Origin of the sequence: Pantoea sp. B623, from assembly GCF_024814475.1 — a bacterium.
Taxonomy (GTDB): Bacteria; Pseudomonadota; Gammaproteobacteria; order Enterobacterales; family Enterobacteriaceae; genus Pantoea; species Pantoea ananatis.
In genome coordinates this window covers 1,300,823-1,321,659 of sequence record NZ_JANUXM010000004.1, presented here as the reverse complement: position 1 = coordinate 1,321,659, position 20,837 = coordinate 1,300,823, and the positions used below count along the sequence as shown (strand labels likewise).

Annotated in this window: 21 protein-coding genes and 1 other RNA gene; 15 read left to right on the top strand and 7 right to left on the bottom strand. The window is 53.3% G+C overall.

Annotated features, from left to right (window positions below; all coding sequences use genetic code 11):
- Positions 1-47: 47 nt before the first annotated feature.
- From clpX to NXS97_RS08080, 6 genes are all read left to right on the top strand, one after another.
- Entirely contained in the window at positions 48-1,319 is a 1,272-nt protein-coding gene (clpX, locus tag NXS97_RS08105) for an ATP-dependent protease ATP-binding subunit ClpX (RefSeq protein ID WP_013024887.1), read from the top strand.
- A gap of 185 nt (positions 1,320-1,504) precedes the next feature.
- A complete protein-coding gene (gene lon, locus NXS97_RS08100) occupies positions 1,505-3,859 on the top strand; it encodes an endopeptidase La (RefSeq protein WP_116219507.1) in 2,355 nt (784 codons plus the stop codon).
- Between the two features lie 215 nt (positions 3,860-4,074).
- Entirely contained in the window at positions 4,075-4,347 is a 273-nt protein-coding gene (hupB, locus tag NXS97_RS08095) for a nucleoid-associated protein HU-beta (protein ID WP_014606441.1), read from the top strand.
- A 250-nt stretch (positions 4,348-4,597) separates the two neighbouring features.
- Positions 4,598-6,469 carry a peptidylprolyl isomerase gene (ppiD, locus tag NXS97_RS08090; RefSeq protein WP_015700835.1) on the top strand — a complete coding sequence of 624 codons (1,872 nt, stop codon included), beginning with the start codon at positions 4,598-4,600 and terminating at the stop codon, positions 6,467-6,469.
- A gap of 139 nt (positions 6,470-6,608) precedes the next feature.
- Positions 6,609-6,932, top strand: a complete 324-nt coding sequence (locus NXS97_RS08085; protein WP_013024891.1) for a helix-hairpin-helix domain-containing protein — start codon at positions 6,609-6,611, stop codon at positions 6,930-6,932.
- Positions 6,933-7,030: 98 nt separating this feature from the next.
- On the top strand, positions 7,031-7,429 hold the full coding sequence (locus NXS97_RS08080; RefSeq protein ID WP_014606439.1) for a thioesterase family protein: 399 nt from the start codon (positions 7,031-7,033) through the stop codon (positions 7,427-7,429).
- 82 nt (positions 7,430-7,511) lie between these two features.
- Here the strand turns inward: NXS97_RS08080 and queC are convergent, their stop codons facing one another.
- The gene (gene queC, locus NXS97_RS08075) at positions 7,512-8,207 is read right to left on the bottom strand and encodes a 7-cyano-7-deazaguanine synthase QueC (protein WP_116219781.1); all 696 of its coding nucleotides are present in this window, start codon (positions 8,205-8,207) and stop codon (positions 7,512-7,514) included.
- A gap of 134 nt (positions 8,208-8,341) precedes the next feature.
- Entirely contained in the window at positions 8,342-9,376 is a 1,035-nt protein-coding gene (locus tag NXS97_RS08070; RefSeq protein WP_116219508.1) for a PLP-dependent cysteine synthase family protein, read from the bottom strand.
- A 117-nt stretch (positions 9,377-9,493) separates the two neighbouring features.
- Here NXS97_RS08070 and NXS97_RS08065 point away from each other — a divergent pair, with 117 nt between their 5' ends.
- The 5 genes from NXS97_RS08065 to amtB all read left to right on the top strand — a co-directional run bounded on the left by NXS97_RS08065 (position 9,494) and on the right by amtB (position 15,437).
- Complete coding sequence (locus NXS97_RS08065) at positions 9,494-9,955, top strand: Lrp/AsnC family transcriptional regulator (protein WP_026021085.1); 462 nt, start codon at positions 9,494-9,496, stop codon at positions 9,953-9,955.
- A 24-nt stretch (positions 9,956-9,979) separates the two neighbouring features.
- The gene (locus NXS97_RS08060) at positions 9,980-11,749 is read left to right on the top strand and encodes a SmdA family multidrug ABC transporter permease/ATP-binding protein (protein WP_013024896.1); all 1,770 of its coding nucleotides are present in this window, start codon (positions 9,980-9,982) and stop codon (positions 11,747-11,749) included.
- Positions 11,742-13,517, top strand: a complete 1,776-nt coding sequence (locus NXS97_RS08055; RefSeq protein WP_014606436.1) for a SmdB family multidrug efflux ABC transporter permease/ATP-binding protein — start codon at positions 11,742-11,744, stop codon at positions 13,515-13,517. Before NXS97_RS08060 ends, NXS97_RS08055 begins: the two co-directional genes overlap by 8 nt.
- A gap of 257 nt (positions 13,518-13,774) precedes the next feature.
- Positions 13,775-14,113 (top strand): P-II family nitrogen regulator, encoded by a 339-nt coding sequence (gene glnK, locus NXS97_RS08050; RefSeq protein WP_013024898.1) that lies wholly within the window; start codon positions 13,775-13,777, stop codon positions 14,111-14,113.
- Positions 14,114-14,147: 34 nt separating this feature from the next.
- Positions 14,148-15,437 (top strand): ammonium transporter AmtB, encoded by a 1,290-nt coding sequence (amtB, locus tag NXS97_RS08045; protein ID WP_116219509.1) that lies wholly within the window; start codon positions 14,148-14,150, stop codon positions 15,435-15,437.
- 46 nt (positions 15,438-15,483) lie between these two features.
- Here the strand turns inward: amtB and tesB are convergent, their stop codons facing one another.
- Positions 15,484-16,347: an acyl-CoA thioesterase II gene (tesB, locus tag NXS97_RS08040; RefSeq protein WP_116219510.1), complete on the bottom strand. Its 864-nt coding sequence runs from the start codon at positions 16,345-16,347 to the stop codon at positions 15,484-15,486.
- A gap of 192 nt (positions 16,348-16,539) precedes the next feature.
- Here tesB and NXS97_RS08035 point away from each other — a divergent pair, with 192 nt between their 5' ends.
- Complete coding sequence (locus tag NXS97_RS08035) at positions 16,540-17,097, top strand: YbaY family lipoprotein (RefSeq protein WP_019106636.1); 558 nt, start codon at positions 16,540-16,542, stop codon at positions 17,095-17,097.
- A 48-nt stretch (positions 17,098-17,145) separates the two neighbouring features.
- Here the strand turns inward: NXS97_RS08035 and NXS97_RS08030 are convergent, their stop codons facing one another.
- A complete protein-coding gene (locus NXS97_RS08030; protein ID WP_014606432.1) occupies positions 17,146-17,457 on the bottom strand; it encodes an MGMT family protein in 312 nt (103 codons plus the stop codon).
- Positions 17,458-17,619: 162 nt separating this feature from the next.
- Here NXS97_RS08030 and ffs point away from each other — a divergent pair.
- Positions 17,620-17,716, top strand: an RNA gene (ffs, locus tag NXS97_RS08025) — signal recognition particle sRNA small type.
- Positions 17,717-17,854: 138 nt separating this feature from the next.
- Here the strand turns inward: ffs and NXS97_RS08020 are convergent.
- The 3 genes from NXS97_RS08020 to NXS97_RS08010 form a co-directional block, all read right to left on the bottom strand.
- Positions 17,855-18,070, bottom strand: coding sequence for an HHA domain-containing protein (locus NXS97_RS08020; RefSeq protein ID WP_013024903.1), 216 nt, complete (start codon positions 18,068-18,070; stop codon positions 17,855-17,857).
- Positions 18,067-18,471, bottom strand: a complete 405-nt coding sequence (gene tomB / locus NXS97_RS08015) for an Hha toxicity modulator TomB (RefSeq protein WP_116219511.1) — start codon at positions 18,469-18,471, stop codon at positions 18,067-18,069. The genes NXS97_RS08020 and tomB overlap by 4 nt, the downstream gene beginning before the upstream one ends.
- A 146-nt stretch (positions 18,472-18,617) precedes the next feature.
- Positions 18,618-18,971: a hypothetical protein gene (locus NXS97_RS08010; RefSeq protein WP_013024905.1), complete on the bottom strand. Its 354-nt coding sequence runs from the start codon at positions 18,969-18,971 to the stop codon at positions 18,618-18,620.
- 354 nt (positions 18,972-19,325) lie between these two features.
- On the opposite strand from NXS97_RS08010, the gene NXS97_RS08005 reads away from it, so the two are divergent.
- The gene (locus NXS97_RS08005) at positions 19,326-19,994 is read left to right on the top strand and encodes a metal ABC transporter ATP-binding protein (RefSeq protein ID WP_014606429.1); all 669 of its coding nucleotides are present in this window, start codon (positions 19,326-19,328) and stop codon (positions 19,992-19,994) included.
- Positions 19,991-20,830 carry a metal ABC transporter permease gene (locus NXS97_RS08000; protein WP_013024907.1) on the top strand — a complete coding sequence of 280 codons (840 nt, stop codon included), beginning with the start codon at positions 19,991-19,993 and terminating at the stop codon, positions 20,828-20,830. Before NXS97_RS08005 ends, NXS97_RS08000 begins: the two co-directional genes overlap by 4 nt.
- Positions 20,831-20,837: the final 7 nt, after the last annotated feature.

Sequence of the window (20,837 nt, the reverse complement as noted above, 5' to 3'; positions counted from 1 at the left end):
CAGTGCTGTACTTCAGGTACGGCCTGAGAATAAGAAGAGGTTAACTGATGACAGATAAGCGCAAAGACGGTTCAGGAAAGTTGCTGTACTGCTCTTTTTGCGGCAAAAGCCAGCATGAAGTGCGTAAGCTGATTGCCGGGCCGTCAGTGTATATCTGCGATGAGTGCGTTGATCTGTGTAACGACATTATTCGCGAAGAGATAAAAGAGGTTGCCCCGCATCGCGAACGTAGCGCCCTGCCTACGCCGCATGAGATCCGCCATCACCTCGACGATTACGTTATTGGTCAGGAAAGGGCCAAGAAAGTGCTGGCCGTGGCGGTGTACAACCACTACAAACGTTTACGCAACGGTGATACCAGCAACGGTATCGAGCTGGGTAAAAGTAATATCCTGCTCATTGGTCCTACCGGGAGCGGTAAAACGCTGCTGGCAGAAACCCTTGCCCGTTTACTGGATGTGCCTTTCACCATGGCGGACGCCACCACCCTGACCGAAGCCGGTTATGTGGGGGAAGACGTTGAAAACATCATTCAGAAACTGCTGCAAAAATGTGACTACGATGTGCAAAAAGCGCAGCGTGGTATTGTCTACATCGATGAAATTGACAAAATTTCACGTAAGTCAGACAACCCATCAATCACCCGTGACGTCTCAGGTGAGGGTGTGCAGCAGGCGTTGTTGAAACTGATTGAAGGTACGGTGGCTGCGGTTCCTCCGCAGGGCGGCCGTAAGCACCCGCAGCAGGAATTTTTGCAGGTTGATACCTCGAAAATTCTGTTTATCTGTGGCGGTGCGTTTGCCGGGCTGGATAAGGTTATCTCACAACGCGTTGAAACCGGGTCAGGCATTGGCTTTGGCGCCACCGTGAAAGGCAAATCGCAGAAAGCAACGGAAGGCGAGCTGCTGTCACAGTGTGAGCCGGAAGATTTGATCAAGTTTGGTCTGATCCCGGAATTCATTGGCCGTCTTCCTGTCGTCGCGACGCTTAATGAGCTGAGTGAAGAGGCGCTGATTCAGATTCTGCGCGAGCCAAAAAATGCGCTTACCAAGCAGTACCAGGCGTTGTTTAACCTGGAAGGCGTTGATCTGGAATTCCGTGATGAAGCCCTGACGGCGATTGCGAAAAAGGCGATGTCACGTAAAACCGGCGCGCGCGGTCTGCGTTCTATCGTGGAAGGTGCACTGCTGGAAACGATGTACGATCTGCCTTCTATGGACGACGTCGAGAAAGTCGTGATTGATGAGTCAGTCATTGAGGGGCAGTCCGAACCCATGCTGATTTATGGCAAGCATGAAGCTCAGGCTTCTGGCGAATAAGTAAACAAATCGTCCACATTGTGCCATCTATAAAGGGGAAAATCTTTCCCCTTTTGCATTTCTCACCGTTGTGACATTGAATGTCTGACAATCATCCCCATATACTCAGACACCTGTGGGTTTAACCGCATACCTGCCTGTGCGGTACCCATCACCTGGCGGACACGAAACTAAGAGAGAGCTCTATGAATCCTGAGCGTTCTGAACGCATTGAAATCCCCGTCTTGCCTTTGCGCGACGTGGTAGTTTATCCGCACATGGTAATTCCGTTGTTTGTTGGCCGGGAAAAATCAATTCGGTGCCTCGAAGCCGCAATGGATCATGATAAAAAGATCATGCTGGTCGCACAGAAAGAGGCTTCAACGGATGAACCTGGCATAAACGATCTTTTTTCAGTGGGTACCATCGCCTCCGTTTTGCAGATGCTAAAACTGCCAGACGGTACGGTGAAAGTGCTGGTTGAAGGCTTGCAGCGTGCCAACATCACGACGCTTGCCGACAACGGCGATCACTTTGTAGCCCAGGCTGAATATCTGGTTTCACCAGAGATCGAAGAGCGTGAGCAGGAAGTGCTGGTGCGCACGGCGATCAATCAGTTTGAAGGTTACATCAAGCTGAATAAAAAGATCCCGCCTGAGGTCTTAACCTCCCTGAACAATATTGATGATGCGGCGCGCCTGGCGGATACGGTTGCGGCGCATATGCCATTGAAACTCGCGGACAAACAGTCCGTGCTGGAGATGTCAGACGTTAACGAGCGTCTGGAATATCTGATGGCGATGATGGAGTCTGAGATCGATCTGCTGCAGGTTGAAAAACGCATACGCAACCGCGTGAAAAAGCAGATGGAAAAGAGCCAGCGTGAGTACTACCTGAATGAGCAGATGAAGGCCATTCAGAAAGAGTTAGGCGAGATGGATGATACGCCTGACGAGTACGAAGCGTTAAAACGCAAAATCGATGCGGCTAAAATGCCGCAGGAAGCGCGTGAAAAAGCCGAAGCCGAACTGCAGAAGCTGAAAATGATGTCGCCTATGTCTGCAGAGGCAACAGTGGTGCGCGGCTACATCGACTGGATGGTGCAGGTTCCGTGGAACGCGCGCAGCAAAGTGAAGAAAGACCTGCGCAAAGCCCAGGAAACGCTGGACACGGACCACTATGGTCTGGAACGCGTGAAAGACCGTATCCTTGAGTACCTTGCGGTGCAAAGTCGCGTCAGCAAAATCAAAGGGCCGATTCTTTGCCTGGTCGGACCGCCGGGCGTGGGTAAAACCTCGCTGGGACAGTCCATCGCAAAAGCGACTGGCCGTAAATACGTTCGTATGGCGTTGGGCGGCGTGCGCGATGAAGCGGAAATCCGTGGTCACCGCCGCACCTATATTGGCTCAATGCCGGGCAAGTTGATCCAGAAAATGGCGAAAGTGGGGGTAAAAAACCCGCTGTTCCTGTTGGATGAAATCGACAAAATGTCCTCGGATATGCGCGGCGATCCGGCATCCGCACTGCTGGAAGTGCTGGATCCGGAACAGAATATCGCGTTTAACGATCACTATCTGGAAGTGGATTACGATCTCTCCGATGTGATGTTCGTGGCAACGTCAAACTCCATGAATATTCCGGCACCGCTGCTGGATCGTATGGAGGTGATTCGCCTGTCGGGGTATACCGAAGACGAAAAGCTCAACATCGCGAAACAGCATTTGCTGCCGAAGCAGATTGAGCGCAATGCCTTGAAAGCCGCTGAGATCAGCGTTGAAGACAGCGCGATTGTGGGCATCATTCGTTATTACACGCGTGAAGCCGGCGTACGTAGCCTGGAACGTGAACTGTCCAAACTGTGCCGTAAAGCCGTGAAGACGCTGCTGATGGATAAAACCAAAAAGCACATCACCATCAATAGTGAGAACCTCAAGGATTTCCTTGGCGTTCAGCGTTTTGACTATGGTCGTGCGGACAGCGAAAACCGTGTAGGCCAGGTAACCGGTCTTGCCTGGACAGAAGTGGGCGGGGATTTGCTGACAATCGAAACCGCCTGTGTACCGGGTAAAGGGAAACTGACCTATACCGGTTCACTGGGTGAAGTGATGCAGGAGTCGATTCAGGCCGCCCTGACCGTCGTGCGCGCACGTGCAGAGAAACTGGGTATCAACGGTGACTTTTACGAAAAACGTGATATCCACGTGCACGTACCAGAAGGGGCAACACCGAAGGATGGCCCGAGTGCCGGTATCGCGATGTGTACGGCGCTGGTGTCCTGTCTGACGGGTAACCCGGTGCGGTCAAATGTGGCGATGACCGGCGAGATCACGCTGCGTGGTCAGGTGCTGCCGATTGGTGGACTGAAAGAGAAGCTGCTGGCAGCGCACCGTGGTGGCATTAAAGTGGTCCTGATTCCGGACGAGAACAAGCGCGATCTGGAAGAAATTCCACAGAACGTGATTGCCGATTTGGAAATCCATCCGGTTAAGCGCATCGAAGAAGTATTGAACCTTGCACTGGAAAACGCGCCTTACGGCATGCAGGTCGCTACCGCAAAATAGTGATTAATGGCATAAACCGTTAAAAAGCAGAGCTGGCAACACCAATTGGTGCTTGCCAGCTTTTTTTTGTGCCGCTAATTTAGGTGGCTGCTGAACCATCGTTATAAGAGGATTACCGTTGTTTCAGCTTATAAGGCTTGATATAACTTGCTGCGCGTTCGTACCCGACAGGAAGCGTGGGTACGATGTGAAATAATAAAGAGGGGATGAATAGAGTGAATAAGTCACAACTGATCGATAAAATTGCTGCCGATGCCGACATTTCTAAAGCAGCAGCAGGACGTGTGTTAGATGCATTTATGGGCTCTGTTTCTGATGCGCTGAAAGGCGGAGATGAAGTGGCGCTGGTGGGATTCGGCACTTTCTCAGTACGTGAGCGCGCAGCGCGCACAGGCCGTAACCCACAAACCGGTAAAGAGATCACTATCCCGGCAGGTAAAGTACCGGGTTTCCGTGCAGGTAAAGCACTGAAAGACGCTGTCAACTAATGACAACGCCACCACTCATTAACACATTTTCTTGAGTGGATTAGAGGACGGTTAACGCGTTCTCATGTAACATACGGGCACATCGATAAGATGTGCCTTTTTTTATATCCAGAGAGGCAGTAAAGGTCGCAAGGCTTGTCTCAACAGGATTATTGCTGCCAGCAAGATTTGCAGCTGAGTAATGCGCCGGGAAGAGGGCGTTATTGCGACAGGGCTTTACATTCACACTACAGCGGAGTGTTGTCATACCATGATGGACAATTTACGCGCGGCGTCGAACCATGTCGTGCTCAAGATTATTTTGGGGTTGATCATTCTCTCCTTTGTGCTGACCGGCGTTGGCAACTATCTGATTGGCGGCAACAATGATTATGCGGCCAAAGTGAACGGTCAGGAGATCAGCCGGGCGCAGTTAGATCAGGCATTTAACAGCGAACGTAACCGCCAGCAGCAGATGCTGGGCGACCAGTTCTCGCAGCTTGCAGGTAACGATGGTTACATGCAGCAGATGCGCCAGCAGGCGCTGTCGCAGCTGATCGATCAGGCCTTACTGGACAGCTACATCAAAGATCTGCACATTGCCATCAGTGACGATCAGGTTAAGCAGGCGATTTTCAATCAGGCTGCTTTCCAGACGAACGGTAAGTTTGATAACGCCAAATATAACGCGATGATCGGCAACATGGGCTTTACTGCCGACCAGTATGCGGAAGCGCTGCGCAAGCAGCTGGCGACACAGCAGCTCATCAACGCCATCGCCAACACCGACTTTATGCTGAAAAATGAAACCAGCAAGCTGGTGGATTTGGTGGCGCAGAAGCGCGATATTCAGACCGCAACCCTGGACGTGAATGCACTTGCGGCGAAGCAGACCGTCAACGATGACGAGATCAACCAGTATTATCAGCAGCATAAAAACAGCTTTATGGCGCCTGAACAGTTCCGGGTCAGCTATATCAAACTGGATGCGGCAGGCATGCAGGAAAACGCCAGCGATGCGGATATTCAGGCCTGGTACGATCAGCATAAAGCGGATTACACCCAGCCACAGCGCGATCGCTACAGCGTCATTCAGACCAAAACGGAAGCCGATGCCAACGCCATTCTGGCTCAGCTGAAAAGCGGTGCTGATTTTGCCGAACTGGCGAAAACCAAATCCATTGACCCGATTTCTGCCCGCAAAGGCGGCGATATGGGCTGGCTGGAACCTTCTACCACGCCGGATGAGCTGAAAAATGCCGGGCTGAAAGAGAAAGGCCAGCTGTCAGGCGTGATCAAGTCTTCCGTTGGCTTCCTGATCGCGCGCCTCGACGATATTATCCCTGAGCAGGTCAAGCCGCTGGCCGACGTGCGTAGTGAGGTGGCGGATGAGGTCAAGCAGGAAAAAGCAGTGGATGCCTTCTATAAGCTGCAGCAGAAGGTGAGTGAAGCGGCCAGCAATGATAATGAGTCTCTTGCGGGCGCGGAGCAGGCGTCGGGCATGAAAGCCACAGAAACGGGCTGGTTTAGCCGTGACGACGTGCCGAAAGATCTCGATTTTGACGCGGTGAAACAGGCAATTTTCAACGGCGGGCTTGTTGGACAAAATGGCGCGCCAGGCAATAACTCTGACATCATCAGTGTGGATGGCGATCGTGCCTTCGTGTTGCGTATCAGTGAGCACAAACCTGAAGCGGTTGAACCGCTGGAGAAGGTTAAAGCACAGATTATCGACACGTTGAAACACGACAAAGCGACGCAGCAGGCTAAAGCCCAGGCCGATAAACTGTTAGCCGACCTCAAAGCCGGAAAACAAGATGTGCTTAAAGCGGCAGGCCTGACCCTGAGCGCCAGTAAAACGGTTGATCGAAATACGCAGGATCCGGTGGCACAGGCTGCCTTTAACCTGCCACAGCCTGAGGATAACAAACCCTCCTGGGGCGTCAGCGAAGATATGCAGGGCAATGTGGTTCTGGTGGCGGTGGATAAGGTCAGCACCGGTACGATGCCACAGGCGCAGATTAATGAAATGGTCAAAGGCGTCACGCAGAACAACGCGCAGCTTGCCTTTGAAGCATTGCTGCAAAATCTGCGTAAAGAGGCCAAAATCAAATACGGTGCCGCTGCCCAGCAGATGCAGTGATCCTCGCAAATTTCAGATAATGACTGAAACAACCCAAGGCCGCTTATGCGGCCTTTTCCATTTTTAACCTTTGCCGTTTGAGGGCAGGTTATTGTCGTGACAACCTGAGCCTGCTGTTTAACACAAGGAGAAACACAGCATGGCTAAACCCAACTTACACGCCTTTTATCTTTCCCTCGCCCTGTGTGGCGCGCTGTATCAAATGCCTCTTTCAGCGGCAGAAACCCCAAGTGAAACCCAGGCCGCGCAGGTTTCCATGCCGCAGCAGGAGCTGGTCAGCATAAACGACGCGACGGCAGAGCAGCTATCAAAGGCGATGAACGGGGTGGGCCTCAAGAAGGCGCAGTCTATCGTCAGCTATCGTGAAGAGTACGGGCCGTTTACGGCTATCGATCAGTTGAAAGAGGTGCCCGGCTTTGGCAATGCCCTGGTTGAAAGAAACCTGTCGCGTCTGAAATTGTGAAGTGATGCGCAACTCTGATGCTTAACCTGCTGTTACGGGCGGACTCTGCTAAAGTGAACAGGTCCAACCAGTTAATCTATAGCAGCAGGAGAACAGGAATGCAGACCACGATAAAAGTGCGCGGCTATCATCTGGATGTCTATCAGCATGTTAACAATGCTCGTTATCTGGAGTTTTTAGAAGAAGCGCGCTGGCAATGGCTGGAAGAAGCGGACGCCTTTAATTGGTTGCTTGAGCAGAAACTGGCCTTTGTGGTGGTAAACATCAACATCAATTATCGTCGCCCGGCGGTGCTGGGCGATGTACTGGAGATCAGCAGCGACATCACGCAGCTTAATGGAAAAAGCGGCATCATTTCTCAGCGGGTTCTTTTAGCGGGTGGTGAGACTGTTGTTGCAGATGCGGCACTGACCTTCGTGTGCATCGACCTGCGTTCCCAGAAAGCCGTCCCGCTGGAAGGCGAACTGCGGCAGCGACTGGAAAGACTGATGTCTTAACTGATGTCTTAACTGATGTCTTAACTGATGTCTTAACTCATGTCATCAAGGCGGCGGCTATCTGTCGCCGCCGCGCCCGAGGTTACGGCAAACCGGTTTTTGCCTTCATGGCTGCCATAATACCGGGGCGATCCTGCAGATAAGCATTCAGGCCGTTTGAGCGCAGATGACAGGCGGCACATTCGCCACAGCCGTCACCTTTGATGCCGTTATAACAGGTGAGCGTCTCTTCGCGGATCAACGTAAGCTGCTGCCAGTAATCGGCCAGCGCCCAGGTTTCGGCTTTATTAAGCCACATCAACGGGGTTTCAAAACGAACATCGCGCGCCATGCCAAGGCCGATCGCGTGGTTAAGCGCTTTGACGAACTCGTCGCGACAGTCGGGATAACCGGAGAAGTCGGTTTCGCAAACGCCGGTGATGACGGCTTCCGCTTCAACCTGATACGCGTAAACCGAGGCCAGGGTCAGAAACAGAATATTGCGGCCCGGCACAAAAGTGCTCGGCAGGCCGCTAGCCTCGGGATCATAAGCGGGAACCGGAATGCTGTCGCGCGTCAGGCTGCTGACGGCCAGTTCATTCAGCATGGTCACATCGAGTACCTTGTGCGCCCGGGCGCCCAGTTTAAAGGAAATATCCCGGGCCACGTCAATCTCTTCACGATGACGTTGACCATAGTCGAAGGTCACACAGTGCACTTCATCGTAATGCTGTAGGGCCTGAACCAGGCAGGTGGTGGAGTCTTGTCCACCGCTAAATACGACAACGGCGCGTTTCATGGCACGTCCCAATAATAAAAATTGGTGCTTATGGTAATACCTGAACGCGCGGCTGAACAGCTGCAGGGGCAATAACTGGCCCGATCTCGCTCTTCTTAAACCCTTAAACCCGTTAGTCAAGGTCTGATAGCGCACTAGCCCAGTTCGCGCTGCCAGGGCGTAATATCGCCAATGTGCTCGACAACCCACTCAGGTTGATAGTAAGTATCAGGATAACGTTCTCCGCTGTCGCACAGCAGTGTCACCAGCGAGCCCTGCTCGTGGTTATCGCGTAAGCGTTTTGCCACCTGCATCATGCCCCAGAAGTTGGTGCCGGTAGACGGGCCCGGTTTGCGTCCCAGCAGCGTTTCCAGCTTCAGCATGGCGGCAATTGATGCGCCATCCGGTACGCGAAGCATTTCGTCAATAACATCGGGCATAAAGGAAGGCTCGACGCGTGGACGACCAATGCCTTCAATCATGCTGCCACGATTGCTGGTCAGGGTGGCGTCACGGTTGTGCCAGTAGTCATAAAAAACGGAATGCTGCGGATCAACGACCAGTAATCGCGTATCGCATCCCTGATAGCGAATATAGCGTCCCAGCGTGGCCGAGGTACCGCCAGTGCCGGCACTCATAATCAGGGTGTGAGGAACGGGAAAGGGTTCGTTTGCCATCTGACGGAAGATGCTTTCAGCAATGTTGTTGTTGCCGCGCCAGTCGGTGGCCCGTTCCGCGTAGGTAAACTGATCCATAAAATGGCCGTTCAGTTCCCGAGCGAGGCGCTCGGATTCTGCATAGAGCTGACAGGGATCGCTGACAAAGTGACACTGACCGCCGTAAAAGGTGATCTGCTCAATTTTACGCTTCGCGGTGCTGGCGGGCATGACGGCAATAAAAGGCAAGCCCAGCAGGCGGGCAAAATAGGCTTCAGACACGGCCGTACTGCCCGAAGATGCCTCAATAACCGGCGTATCTTGTTTAATCCAACCGTTGGCCAACGCGTACAGAAACAGAGAGCGCGCCAGACGATGTTTCAGACTTCCGCTGGGATGCGTGCTTTCATCTTTGAGATAGAACCTGATGCCCGGAAAATCCGGCAAACTGAAGCGAATTAAGTGTGTGTCCGCTGAGCGTTGAAAATCAGCGTTAATTTCGTTAATCGCGTGGCGTACCCAGCATGTTGACATGGCGTTCATTTCCGGTCGGATGAAAGTCATTATTTTAAGGCACGTGTAGGAAAAAGAGCTTGCTGGTTTTGCGTTAAAATGGCGGTAATGGAGAAAATATTTCTACCGGAGGGCCGTATGCCAGATAAAATTGACCTTAAACTGTTGGCTATGCTGCAGCAGGACTGCACCACTTCACTCCAGGTACTGGCAGATGCGGTTAATCTCACCACGACGCCCTGTTGGAAGCGCCTTAAAAAGCTGGAAGAAGACGGCATTATTCGCGGACGGGTCGCTCTGCTGGATAATGAAAAGCTTGGCCTCTGTCTCACGGCCTTTATGTTTGTCAAAACCACCCAGCACAGCAAAGCCTGGTATCAGGAGTTCGTCTCGGTGGTGCAGAGCATGCCGGAAGTGATGGGCTTTTACCGTATGGCCGGTGAGTACGATTATTTACTGCGTATTCAGGTTGCCGACATGAAAAGTTATGATGCCTTTTATAAGCGTTTAGTTAATGGTGTAACAGGCCTGATCGATGTGACCTCCAGCTTCGCGATGGAAGAGATTAAATACACGACAGCCCTGCCTGTTGGCCCCTGAGTATCTGAGATTGAGAGCAGCCTTGTGCGATTATTCAGCCAGTTAAGTTGGTATTTTATCCGTGAGTGGCGGCGTTATCTGGGCGCCGTCACCTTACTGATCGTTATTGCCGTTCTGCAGTTGCTGCCGCCGTGGATTGTCGGGGTGATTGTGGACGGCGTGACCCACCAAAACATGGATGCCCGGCGCATCCTGATGTGGATTGGCATTATGCTGCTGACCGCCGTGGTGGTTTATCTGCTGCGCTATGTCTGGCGCGTGCTGCTGTTTGGCGCATCCTACCAACTGGCCGTTGAGCTGCGAGAGGATTTTTATCGTCAGCTCAGCCGTCAGCAGCCGGCGTTTTACCTGCGTCACCGAACCGGCGATCTCATTGCCCGCGCCACCAACGACGTCGATCGGGTGGTTTTTGCTGCCGGTGAAGGCGTGCTGACGCTGGTGGATTCTCTGGTCATGGGATGCGTTGTGTTAATTGCCATGAGTACACAAATCAGCTGGCAGCTGACGCTGATATCGCTAATACCGATGCCATTCATGGCGTTGGTCATTCACCGCTATGGCGAGCAGCTGCATAACCGTTTCAAACTGGCGCAGGCGGCCTTTTCCAGCCTGAACGATCAGACGCAAGAGAGCCTTACCAGCATCCGAATGATTAAGGCATTTGGGCTGGAGCAACATCAGTCGGCGCAGTTCGCCGATATTGCACGTGATACCGGAGAGAAAAACCTGCGCGTTGCGCGAGTGGATGCGCGTTTTGATCCCACCATTTATATCGCGATTGGCTTTGCCAACCTGCTGGCGATTGGCGGCGGAAGCTGGCTGGTGTGGCATGATCAAATGACGCTGGGGCAGCTCACCAGCTTTGTCATGTACCTGGGATTGATGATCTGGCCGATGCTGGCGCTGGCATGGATGTTTAACATTGTTGAGCGTGGCAGTGCTGCCTGGAGCCGAATTCGCGCGCTGCTTTCTGAGGCACCGGTCGTTGAGGACGGTGATAAAACCTTGCCTGACAGGGCCGGAACGTTACAGGTCTCGATTCGCGAATTCAGCTATCCCGCCAGTTCAGGTGCGATACTGAGCCAGGTTGAATTTCAACTCAAGCCGGGCGATATGCTGGGCCTGTGCGGCCCGACCGGCAGTGGTAAAACGACCTTGCTGAGTTTGATTCAGCGTCACTTCGATATTCAGCAAGGGGATATCCGCTACCATTCCATCCCGCTGCCACAGCTGCGGCTGGACAGCTGGCGCAGCCGTCTCGCCGTCGTCAGTCAGACGCCGTTTCTGTTTTCCGACAGCGTGGCCAATAACATTGCGCTGGGCAGGCCGGATGCCAGTCAGGAGGATATTGAGCAGGCGGCAAAAATGGCCTGCGTCCATGACGATATCTTACGCCTGCCGCAAGGCTACGAAACCGAAGTCGGGGAGCGCGGAGTCATGCTGTCCGGCGGTCAGAAACAGCGTATTTCAATCGCCCGTGCCCTGCTGCTTGATGCGGAGATCCTGGTTCTGGACGATGCGTTGTCAGCCGTGGACGGACGCACAGAACACGAAATTTTGCATAATCTGCGCCTGTGGGGCAAAGGGCGCACGTTGATCATCAGCGCCCACCGCCTGTCGGCACTCACGGAAGCCAGCGAGATTCTGGTGCTGCATCAGGGCACCGTGGCGCAGCGAGGCGACCACGCTGCCCTGACCAACGCGGCGGGCTGGTATCGGGATATGTATCGCTATCAGCAACTGGAAGCCGCGCTGGATGATGATGAAACGGAAAAAGGAGTGCCGCATGGCTAAGTCACAACGTATGTGGCCAACACTTAAACGCCTGCTGAGCTACGGTAAACCGTGGCGCAAATCGCTGTCGCTGGCCGTGTTGATGCTCTGGATTGCCGCCGCCGCCGAAGTCACCGGCCCGGTTCTGGTGAGTTATTTCATCGATAATCTGGTGGCGAAGCATCAAATGCCCTGGGGCATCGTGGCAGGACTGGTCGTGAGTTTTATTCTGCTGCAGCTGCTGGCCGCCGCTCTGCATTACGGGCAGGCGTTACTGTTTAACCAGGCTGCGATTGGCGTGGTGCAGCGTTTACGCACCGATGCCATGAACGCGGCGCTGCGTCAGCCGCTCGCTGCGTTTGATACCCAGCCGGTGGGTCAGTTGATTTCCCGGGTCACCAACGACACGGAAGTCGTCCGGGATCTGTATGTGACCGTTGTCGCGACGGTCCTGCGCAGCGCCGCGCTGGTGGGCGCAATGATGGTGGCCATGTTCAGCCTGGACTGGCGCATGGCGCTGGTGGCGATGTTGATTTTCCCTATGGTGCTCATCGTCATGCTGATTTATCAGCGCTTCAGTACACCGATAGCGCGTCGCGTTCGCAGCTATCTGGCCGATATCAACAACGGTTTTAACGAAGTGATTAGCGGGATGAGCGTGATTCAGCAGTTCCGCCAGCAGGCACGTTTTGGCGAACGCATGGGGGAAGCCAGCCGCTCTCACTATCTGGCGCGCATGGAAACCCTGCGGCTCGATGGCTTCCTGTTACGGCCGCTTTTAAGCCTGTTTTCGGCGCTGGTGCTGTGCGGGCTGCTGCTGTTATTCAGTTTCTCAATGCCCGGCGTTTTCGAAGTCGGGGTGCTGTACGCGTTTATCACCTATCTGGGACGGCTTAACGAGCCCTTAATCGAACTCACTACGCAGCAGTCGATGTTGCAGCAGGCAGTTGTCGCGGGCGAGCGTATTTTTGAACTGATGGATGCGCCCCAGCAGCACTATGGTGACAGCGATCGACCCATGGCGTCCGGACGCATTACGCTGGATAACCTGAGCTTTGCCTATCGCGATGATCGGGACGTGCTAAGCAACATCTCGCTGGATGTGCCTTCACGCGGCTTTGTCGCTCTGGTCGGTCATACCGGCAGCGGCAAGAGCACGCTGGCAAACCTGTTAATGGGCTACTATCCGGTGACGCGCGGTGAAGTCCGTCTGGACGATCGTCCGTTGGGGCAATATTCCCACCAGGCGCTACGACGCAGCATCGCGATGGTACAGCAGGATCCGGTCGTGCTGGCCGACACGCTGCTGGCCAACGTGCGGCTGGGTCGGGATATTAGCGAAGAAGCCGTGTGGACGGCGCTGGAGCAGGTACAGCTGGCGCCGCTGGCCCGGGCATTGCCTGCAGGTATTCATACCCGACTGGGCGAACAGGGGAATAACCTGTCGGTGGGGCAAAAGCAATTACTGGCGCTGGCGCGCGTACTGGTACAACTGCCGCAGATTCTCATCCTTGATGAAGCCACCGCAAATATCGATTCCGGTACAGAGCAGGCTATTCAGCACACGCTGCGCACCCTGCGTCAGCATACGACGCTGGTGGTTATCGCCCACCGTCTTTCCACCATTACCGAAGCAGACAACATACTGGTGCTGCACCGTGGTCATGTTGTCGAGCAGGGCACGCACCAGCAGCTGCTGGCAGAGGAAGGGCGCTACTGGCAAATGTATCAGTTGCAACAGGTTGGCGATGAACTGGAATCGGCAGCACCGTTAGTCAGTGCAGGGTGATTGCACCTTTTTTGCGCATCTTTTTCTCCATTGTTCCGTCAGGATGCACGCCTTTGAGCGTAACAGCACCAAAGGAGTGCATCCGCTTCGTTTATTAATCCCCCAGTTTTTCCCAGACCGATATTCAGCATTTCCTGAGCCTTATTCCGTCGCGGCCTGATAACGGATTTCGCACAATACTTACATCTGGCACAGCCTTTGCTTAAGTCTCTGCGTGTCCATGAGACTTACTTATTTCAATTCCTTAAGGAGAGGCTATGAAGCTGGTTACCGTCGTAATTAAGCCGTTCAAGCTGGAAGATGTGCGAGAGGCATTATCCTCCATTGGTATTCAGGGACTGACCGTCTCCGAAGTGAAAGGTTTTGGACGTCAGAAAGGGCACGCCGAACTGTACCGTGGTGCGGAATACAGCGTGAACTTTCTGCCCAAGGTCAAAATTGATATCGCCATTGCAGACGACCAACTGGACGAAGTGGTGGACGTAATCAGTAAATCGGCTTACACCGGAAAAATTGGCGACGGCAAGATTTTCGTTGCTGAACTGCAGCGCGTGATTCGCATACGTACCGGCGAAACCGACGAAGCCGCACTGTAAACAAGACTCAGTAATGTGATGGGATGGAAAAAAAATGAATAAAATGCTGACCAAGTTGGGCCTCACCAGCCTGGCACTGTTACCGTCGCTGGCAATGGCTGCTGCGCCTGCCGTTGCAGACAAAGCCGATAACGCCTTTATGATGATTTGCACTACGCTGGTGCTGTTTATGTCAATTCCCGGGATTGCGCTGTTTTACGGCGGCTTGATCCGCGGTAAAAACGTGCTCTCTATGCTCACTCAGGTGGCGGTCACCTTTTCGCTGGTATGTGTGCTGTGGGTGATTTATGGCTACTCACTGGCCTTTAGCGAAGGCAATGCTTTCTTTGGCAGCTTCAACTGGGTGATGCTGAAAAACATTGCGCTGACAGCGGTAATGGGCAGCTTTTATCAATACATCCATGTGGCTTTCCAGGCGTCCTTTGCCTGTATTACCGTGGGGCTGATCGTCGGTGCCATTGCGGAACGTATTCGTTTCTCAGCCGTGCTGATTTTCGTGGCGGTATGGCTGACGCTGGCTTATCTGCCTATCGCGCATATGGTCTGGGCAGGCGGCTTACTGGCTCAGGATGGCGCGCTGGACTTTGCTGGCGGCACGGTTGTGCACATTAACGCGGCGGTTGCCGGACTGGTCGGTGCTTACCTGGTGGGCAAACGTGCAGGCTTCGGCAAAGAGGCATTTAAACCTCACAACCTGCCAATGGTCTTTACCGGTACCGCGATTCTGTATGTCGGCTGGTTTGGCTTCAACGCAGGCTCGGCGTCGGCAGCTAACGAAATTGCCGCACTGGCTTTCCTGAATACCGTTGTGGCGACTGCCGCTGCTGTGCTGGCATGGACCTTCGGCGAGTGGGCGCTGCGTGGTAAACCTTCTCTGTTAGGTGCCTGTTCTGGTTTTATTGCGGGTCTGGTTGCCATTACGCCAGCCTGTGGTTATGTCGGCGTCGGTGGCGCGTTAATTATCGGTTTAGCCGGTGGTCTGGCGGGCATCTGGGGCGTAACAACGCTGAAAAGATGGCTGCGGGTTGACGATCCTTGTGACGTATTCGGCGTTCACGGCGTCTGTGGCATCATCGGCTGCATCCTGACGGGCGTGTTCGCGTCCTCTTCTCTGGGCGGCGTAGGCTATGCACCAGGCGTCACTATGGGGCATCAGGTTGCCGTTCAGCTGTTCAGCGTAGGGGTGACTATCGTCTGGTCTGCCGTGGTGGCCTTCATTGGCTTTAAACTGGCGGATATGATTGTAGGGCTGCGCGTGCCGGAAGAGCAGGAGCGCGAAGGCCTGGACGTCAACAGCCATGGCGAGAACGCATACAACCATTAATTCATCTTTAACGATAAGAGAAAAGGGGCGATTTCGCCCCTTTTTGCTATTCGCTGCGCTGGCGCATCACACCTTCCTGAACCGTTGAGGCCACCAGTTCCCCTTGCCGGTTGTAAAACTCACCGCGTACAAAGCCCCGCGCGCCCGATGCAGAGGTGCTCTCCACGCTGTAGAGCAGCCAGTCGTTAAAATTCAGCTCACGGTGAAACCACATAGAGTGGTCAATCGTTGCCACCTGCATATCGGGTTCCAGAAAGCCTTTGCCATGGGGCTGCAGCGCCACGGGCAAAAAGTTAAGGTCGGAAGCGTAGCCCAGTAGATACTGATGGATGCGTAAATCATCGGGCAGCGTGCCGTTAGCCCGAATCCACACCTGACGCTGCGGTTTATCAACGTGGCCTCGTAACGGGTTGTGGATCTGCACCGGGCGGATTTCCAGTGGACGCTCGGCGATAAATTTCTCGCGCAGCTTTTCTGGCAGCATATGGGCCATTTTTTGCGCCATCTGCTGCTCATTGGGGAGATTATCTGGCCCTTTCACCTGCGGCATGGGTTTCTGATGTTCAAAACCGCTTTCCGGCGACTGGAAAGAGGCCGTCATATAAAAAATAGGCTGACCATTTTGAATGGCGCTGACCCGACGGGCGCTAAAACTTTTACCGTCACGCAGGCTTTCCACGTCGTAAATAATCGGTTTCTGGCTGTCGCCGGGCCGGAGAAAATAGCTGTGGAATGAGTGAATGACGCGATCTTCCGGCACGGTCTGTTTGGCCGCAAAAAGTGCCTGTCCCACTACCTGACCGCCAAAGACCTGACGAAGGCCAAGATCTTCGCTCTGGCCGCGAAACAGGCCTTCTTCGATTTTTTCCAGATGGATTAAATTAAGCAGATTTTCGAGTGCCTGACTCATGACGCTTTCCTGATAATAAGTATTTGCCTAAGTGTGAAAGATCCGACCAGTTTCCGTCAATCAGACTTTCGGTCTTTCATCCGACCAGGCAAACTTTTGATTTTGTGCCAACATTAAAGACATACGGCGAGTGAAACGCTGTAATGAAGATTCACTGCTAAAAATCATTTTGATCAAAAGGAGACGACATCAATGAAATTCTGGCATGTGTTAAGTGGCGTAGCGATGGCGATGGCTCTCGCGGGTTGTGCACACAAAGGCAAACCGGTTCCAACCCCGACTTTAGGGTCAGCGGTTGCAGGACAAACAGCAACGATTGCTCAGCCTAACGTCAGTGGATCCGTCTATATTCGTCAGCGCATTGCGCTGCCGCCGAATGCTGCACTGACCGTGACGCTGTCAGATGCATCGGTTGCGGATGCTCCGTCGAAAGTGCTGTCCCAGCGCGTCGTGCGCACGGAAGGGAAGCAGGCGCCATTCCATTTTGTGCTGCCTTTCAACCCGGCCGACATTCAGCCCAATGCGCGCATCCTGTTAAGCGCTGCCATTACGGTTGATGGCAAGATGGCCTTCATTACCGAAGAGGTTAAACCGGTGATCAATCAGGGCGGAACAAAAACCGATCTGGTATTAGTACCGGTCCCCTCTATGGCGATGCCAACGCAGCCTGGCGCAGCCACGAGCGTACCGGCAACGTCACCGACGCAGGTTACACCGTCAGCCGCTGTCCCGGCACCGACGACCATGTAAGGTCTCAGGGCAACCTTACCAGGGCGGCATTGCCGCCGCCCTGACGCCTTAAAATCGCCAGCGATATTGGTCTAAATCAATCTCACCGGCGTCACTCACCTCAACGCCTTCCGCCTCCAGCGCATCTCGCTGACGAAATAACCGATCGCCCTGCAGCGAAATAGTACCGTGGCGATTAATCACCCGGTGCCAGGGAAGCGTACTGCCCTCAGGTAAGCGACTCAAGACGCCACCGACCTGGCGCGCTGCTCTTGGCGAGCCCGCCAGCAGGGCGACGTCACCATAGGTCGTGACGCGGCCGGGAGGAATTGCGGCAACGATTTGCCAGATTCGCTGTTTGAAGCTGTCAGAGCTGTCCATAAACTTACCTGCCCGAGAAAAGGCGATAATTTTATCACATTGAGGGTTAATTATCGGCGATCGTACAAGAAACCAACGGTCATCCCGACCAGGCTTGCAATTGCCGGGGGCATCCCCGATAATGCCTGCGCTCTCGAAATGAGGGCTAGTCAATGGGGGCCCTGTTGGTTCTCCCGCAATGCTAGCTTGTGAACTCGGTCAGGTCCGGAAGGAAGCAGCCGCAGCAGGTGACGTGTGTGCCGGGATGTAGCTGGCGGGGCCTCCACCATTTCATCTCGTAAACATCCCTCTTCCCAGATGATAAACAGGCGAATCTCGCCTGGGCCGTTCCATTGCCGGCAGGCGAGTTGTGCAAAAACGGGCTGGTGAAATCAGATCAAACGTAATACAAAATAGGTTAGCGTACAAATTTCCAGACTGACACCGGGACTTTGTCATAGAGCTTGTTCATCGTCAGTTCAGCCAGGCGGTGATCGGCTGCTGAGTAAAATACTGCTAATTCTTCATCGGGTAATTCGTACTTATTTTTTTCAATTACGCGTTCTAGCGTGTCAATAGAACGACAGCGCCTCAGTCGCATCAAATAATCAGTTTTAGTTAGGGTTTTGTTCATAAATAAACCGTTCTCACGTCAGTACTATAATGAATGGCTTGCTGTTGAAGAAAAGCGCACTCTTCAGTAAACACATTAAATAAACGTTTCGCTGAGCGTTGCCAGCGCTGAAGATCCTGAGTATTTACACTGTAGTTGCTAAACAGCATAAAGGTATCATCAAGATATTCATCGATTTGGGTAATCAGTGCTTCGTCTTCAACATGCTTAATTTTGTAATTCATGGTGAAAGAGGCGATGTGCTCAATCAAATCGTTTAGCTGTAAATTGCTTTCGGCAGTGGGGTCATTAACCCAGCCGTGATGACTGTCAGTTAATGTCGCCATGCTGTCGTCAAACAGATTCTCACACAAGTATTTAAGCTGGGCAATATCATGCCGTTTCGGTGAGTATTCGTCCATCTTTTTCCCCTCCGTAGCGAGCAAAGTTACCGCAAAGCGGCGCGATTAGGTGAAGCGGCCAGGAAGTGGTTATCGGGTTTGTAAATAACGGACTGAGTTAAGAATAGTGTAGAATCATTAGTTCTGCTCACCTCCATTACTAAATATTACAATTCATCGCCAGGTGAGGGGCGCTGATTCTCAATCGGCTCAAATACAAGCGCGGCAGGGCAGATACGGAAGCTGACTTGTTCATCTTGCGTAACGATTTCATTTAAATCCAGACACGGATTAAATAAATTCCACTGAAAATCGTAAAGTAACTTAAATCTATTCGTCTCTGTCATCTCAACAGCAATAACGCGTAAACTGCCTGGCACTAAGATGGCATTGGCTGAATACCACTGTAAATCGCCAACAAGTGAATCTGTTATTTTGAGAATATTCCGCTCTATAATTGTGGCTAATTTTGCGCAATCCGTTTCATCCTGCGCGACATCGCATTCAATTCTTACTGACATAGTCTGCTCATGAATAACAACTTATAAACCCATCATTGATGTTCTTCTGGCGGTTTGCAAGTAGTCCTCCACACATAATAAGGCCTCGTTGAGGGCAAATTTAAGCAAGTGGTTGATTCGTTTCTGCTTCTCTATAGCCCTTTTTATGGCAAATCGTGCGCTGGTTTATTTTTTGAAACACATTGCCGTGGTGATAACGCGACAACATCGGATATCATAGTTGTTATGTTATAACATTTTTTTTGGTGCGGTGATGAATCAAAGTGGACTGTTAATGTCACTCGGAGGACGGTTAGCGGTGGCTCTCCTGTTAATCGCTGTTCTGGCAACAGCGATGTGGTGGGGAATGCAGCCGTGATAGCGTTGAGAAATCTACAGGTGGGTTATCAGGGGCAATCTGTCTCACCCGTTCTGACCACCCAGTTGCCCCAGGGCAGCATGACCGCGCTGATTGGTGCGAACGGAAGCGGAAAATCCACACTGATTAAAACCATCGCTGGCTTATTGCCGCCAGTGCAGGGGCAGTGTGAACTGCATCTTCCGCGCCGGGAAGTTGGCTGGCTGCCTCAGCGAAGCGAGCTGGAAACACGTTTTCCTTTAACCGTGTACGAGCTGGTTTCAATAGGTTGCTGGCCGCGCTGTGGCTGGTTTGGCGGAATCAACCGGCGCTTGCGTAAAGAAATTAGCGAGGCCCTGGAGGCGGTGCAGATGAGCGACTATGCCGATGCTCAACCTGCCACTTTATCCGGCGGACAGCTGCAGCGTGTGCTGTTTGCCCGGCTGATGCTGCAACGTAGTCGCCTGTGGTTGCTTGATGAGCCTTTTAACGGCATTGACAGCAAGACGGTAACGCTACTGATGTCCATCTTGCAGCAGCAGCAGCAGGCTGGCACCACGCTCATGGTGGTGCTCCACGATCGCCCGCTGGTTGAGCGTTATTTTAGCGATGTCTTGTCTATGGATGATGGTGCTCACCGCCGCAGTGTGATCGATGCCGCGCCCTTACGGAGCGTGGCGCCGTGACAATTATTCAGCCGTTTATTGAGTTCAGCTTTATGCGACGGGCGCTGGTGGCCTGTGTCGCGCTTGCATTTAGCGCCACCCCGCTAGGCGTTTTTCTCTCTCTGCGCCGCATGAGTCTGATTGGGGATGCCTTATCCCATGCCGTACTGCCCGGTGCCGCTATCGGCTATTTACTCTCCGGCTTGTCCCTGGTTGCGATGGGCGTGGGCGGGCTGATTGCCGGCCTGGCGGTGGCACTGCTGTCGGGTGCCGTGAGTCGTTACACGCCGCTCAAAGAAGATGCCAGTTTTGCTGGCTTTTACCTGGGCTCGCTGGCGCTGGGCGTCACGCTCGTCTCACTTCGCGGATCCAGCGTTGATCTGCTGCACGTTCTGTTTGGCTCCCTGCTGGCAGTGGATAATCCTGCGCTGGCGGTGGTCGGTGGTATCGCCGCGTTTACGCTGCTGATGCTGGCCGTCATTTACCGTCCTCTGGTCATTGATGCATTCGATTCCGACTTTCTGCGCGCACAGGGCAAATGGAGCGCGCCGCTGGTGCACGGTATTTTTCTGACGCTGGTGGTGCTCAACCTGGTCGCAGGTTTTCAGGTACTGGGAACCTTGATGTCGGTGGGGCTGATGATGTTGCCCGCCGCCAGCGCCCGTTTCTGGAGTCGTCACCTCGTCATCATGCTGGGCTCGGCCATGCTGATGGCCGTGCTGTCGGCGTTTGCCGGGCTGGTGCTTTCCTGGCACTTTTCACTGCCGGCAGGACCGGCGGTGGTGTTGAGTGCCGCAATGCTGTTCTTTCTCTCCATCTTAACAGGGCCGTGCGGTGGGATTTTGCGCCGCCATTAATCAGAGG

Bases quoted from the DNA above. Each gene is read 5' to 3' on its own strand.
- clpX (WP_013024887.1), top strand. From the start codon at position 48: ATGACAGATAAGCGCAAAGACGGTTCAGGAAAGTTGCTGTACTGCTCT.
- lon (WP_116219507.1), top strand. From the start codon at position 1,505: ATGAATCCTGAGCGTTCTGAACGCATTGAAATCCCCGTCTTGCCTTTG.
- ppiD (WP_015700835.1), top strand. From the start codon at position 4,598: ATGATGGACAATTTACGCGCGGCGTCGAACCATGTCGTGCTCAAGATT.
- NXS97_RS08085 (WP_013024891.1), top strand. From the start codon at position 6,609: ATGGCTAAACCCAACTTACACGCCTTTTATCTTTCCCTCGCCCTGTGT.
- NXS97_RS08080 (WP_014606439.1), top strand. From the start codon at position 7,031: ATGCAGACCACGATAAAAGTGCGCGGCTATCATCTGGATGTCTATCAG.
- queC (WP_116219781.1), bottom strand. From the start codon at position 8,207: ATGAAACGCGCCGTTGTCGTATTTAGCGGTGGACAAGACTCCACCACC.
- NXS97_RS08070 (WP_116219508.1), bottom strand. From the start codon at position 9,376: ATGTCAACATGCTGGGTACGCCACGCGATTAACGAAATTAACGCTGAT.
- NXS97_RS08065 (WP_026021085.1), top strand. From the start codon at position 9,494: ATGCCAGATAAAATTGACCTTAAACTGTTGGCTATGCTGCAGCAGGAC.
- NXS97_RS08055 (WP_014606436.1), top strand. From the start codon at position 11,742: ATGGCTAAGTCACAACGTATGTGGCCAACACTTAAACGCCTGCTGAGC.
- glnK (WP_013024898.1), top strand. From the start codon at position 13,775: ATGAAGCTGGTTACCGTCGTAATTAAGCCGTTCAAGCTGGAAGATGTG.
- amtB (WP_116219509.1), top strand. From the start codon at position 14,148: ATGAATAAAATGCTGACCAAGTTGGGCCTCACCAGCCTGGCACTGTTA.
- tesB (WP_116219510.1), bottom strand. From the start codon at position 16,347: ATGAGTCAGGCACTCGAAAATCTGCTTAATTTAATCCATCTGGAAAAA.
- NXS97_RS08035 (WP_019106636.1), top strand. From the start codon at position 16,540: ATGAAATTCTGGCATGTGTTAAGTGGCGTAGCGATGGCGATGGCTCTC.
- NXS97_RS08030 (WP_014606432.1), bottom strand. From the start codon at position 17,457: ATGGACAGCTCTGACAGCTTCAAACAGCGAATCTGGCAAATCGTTGCC.
- NXS97_RS08020 (WP_013024903.1), bottom strand. From the start codon at position 18,070: ATGAACAAAACCCTAACTAAAACTGATTATTTGATGCGACTGAGGCGC.
- tomB (WP_116219511.1), bottom strand. From the start codon at position 18,471: ATGGACGAATACTCACCGAAACGGCATGATATTGCCCAGCTTAAATAC.
- NXS97_RS08010 (WP_013024905.1), bottom strand. From the start codon at position 18,971: ATGTCAGTAAGAATTGAATGCGATGTCGCGCAGGATGAAACGGATTGC.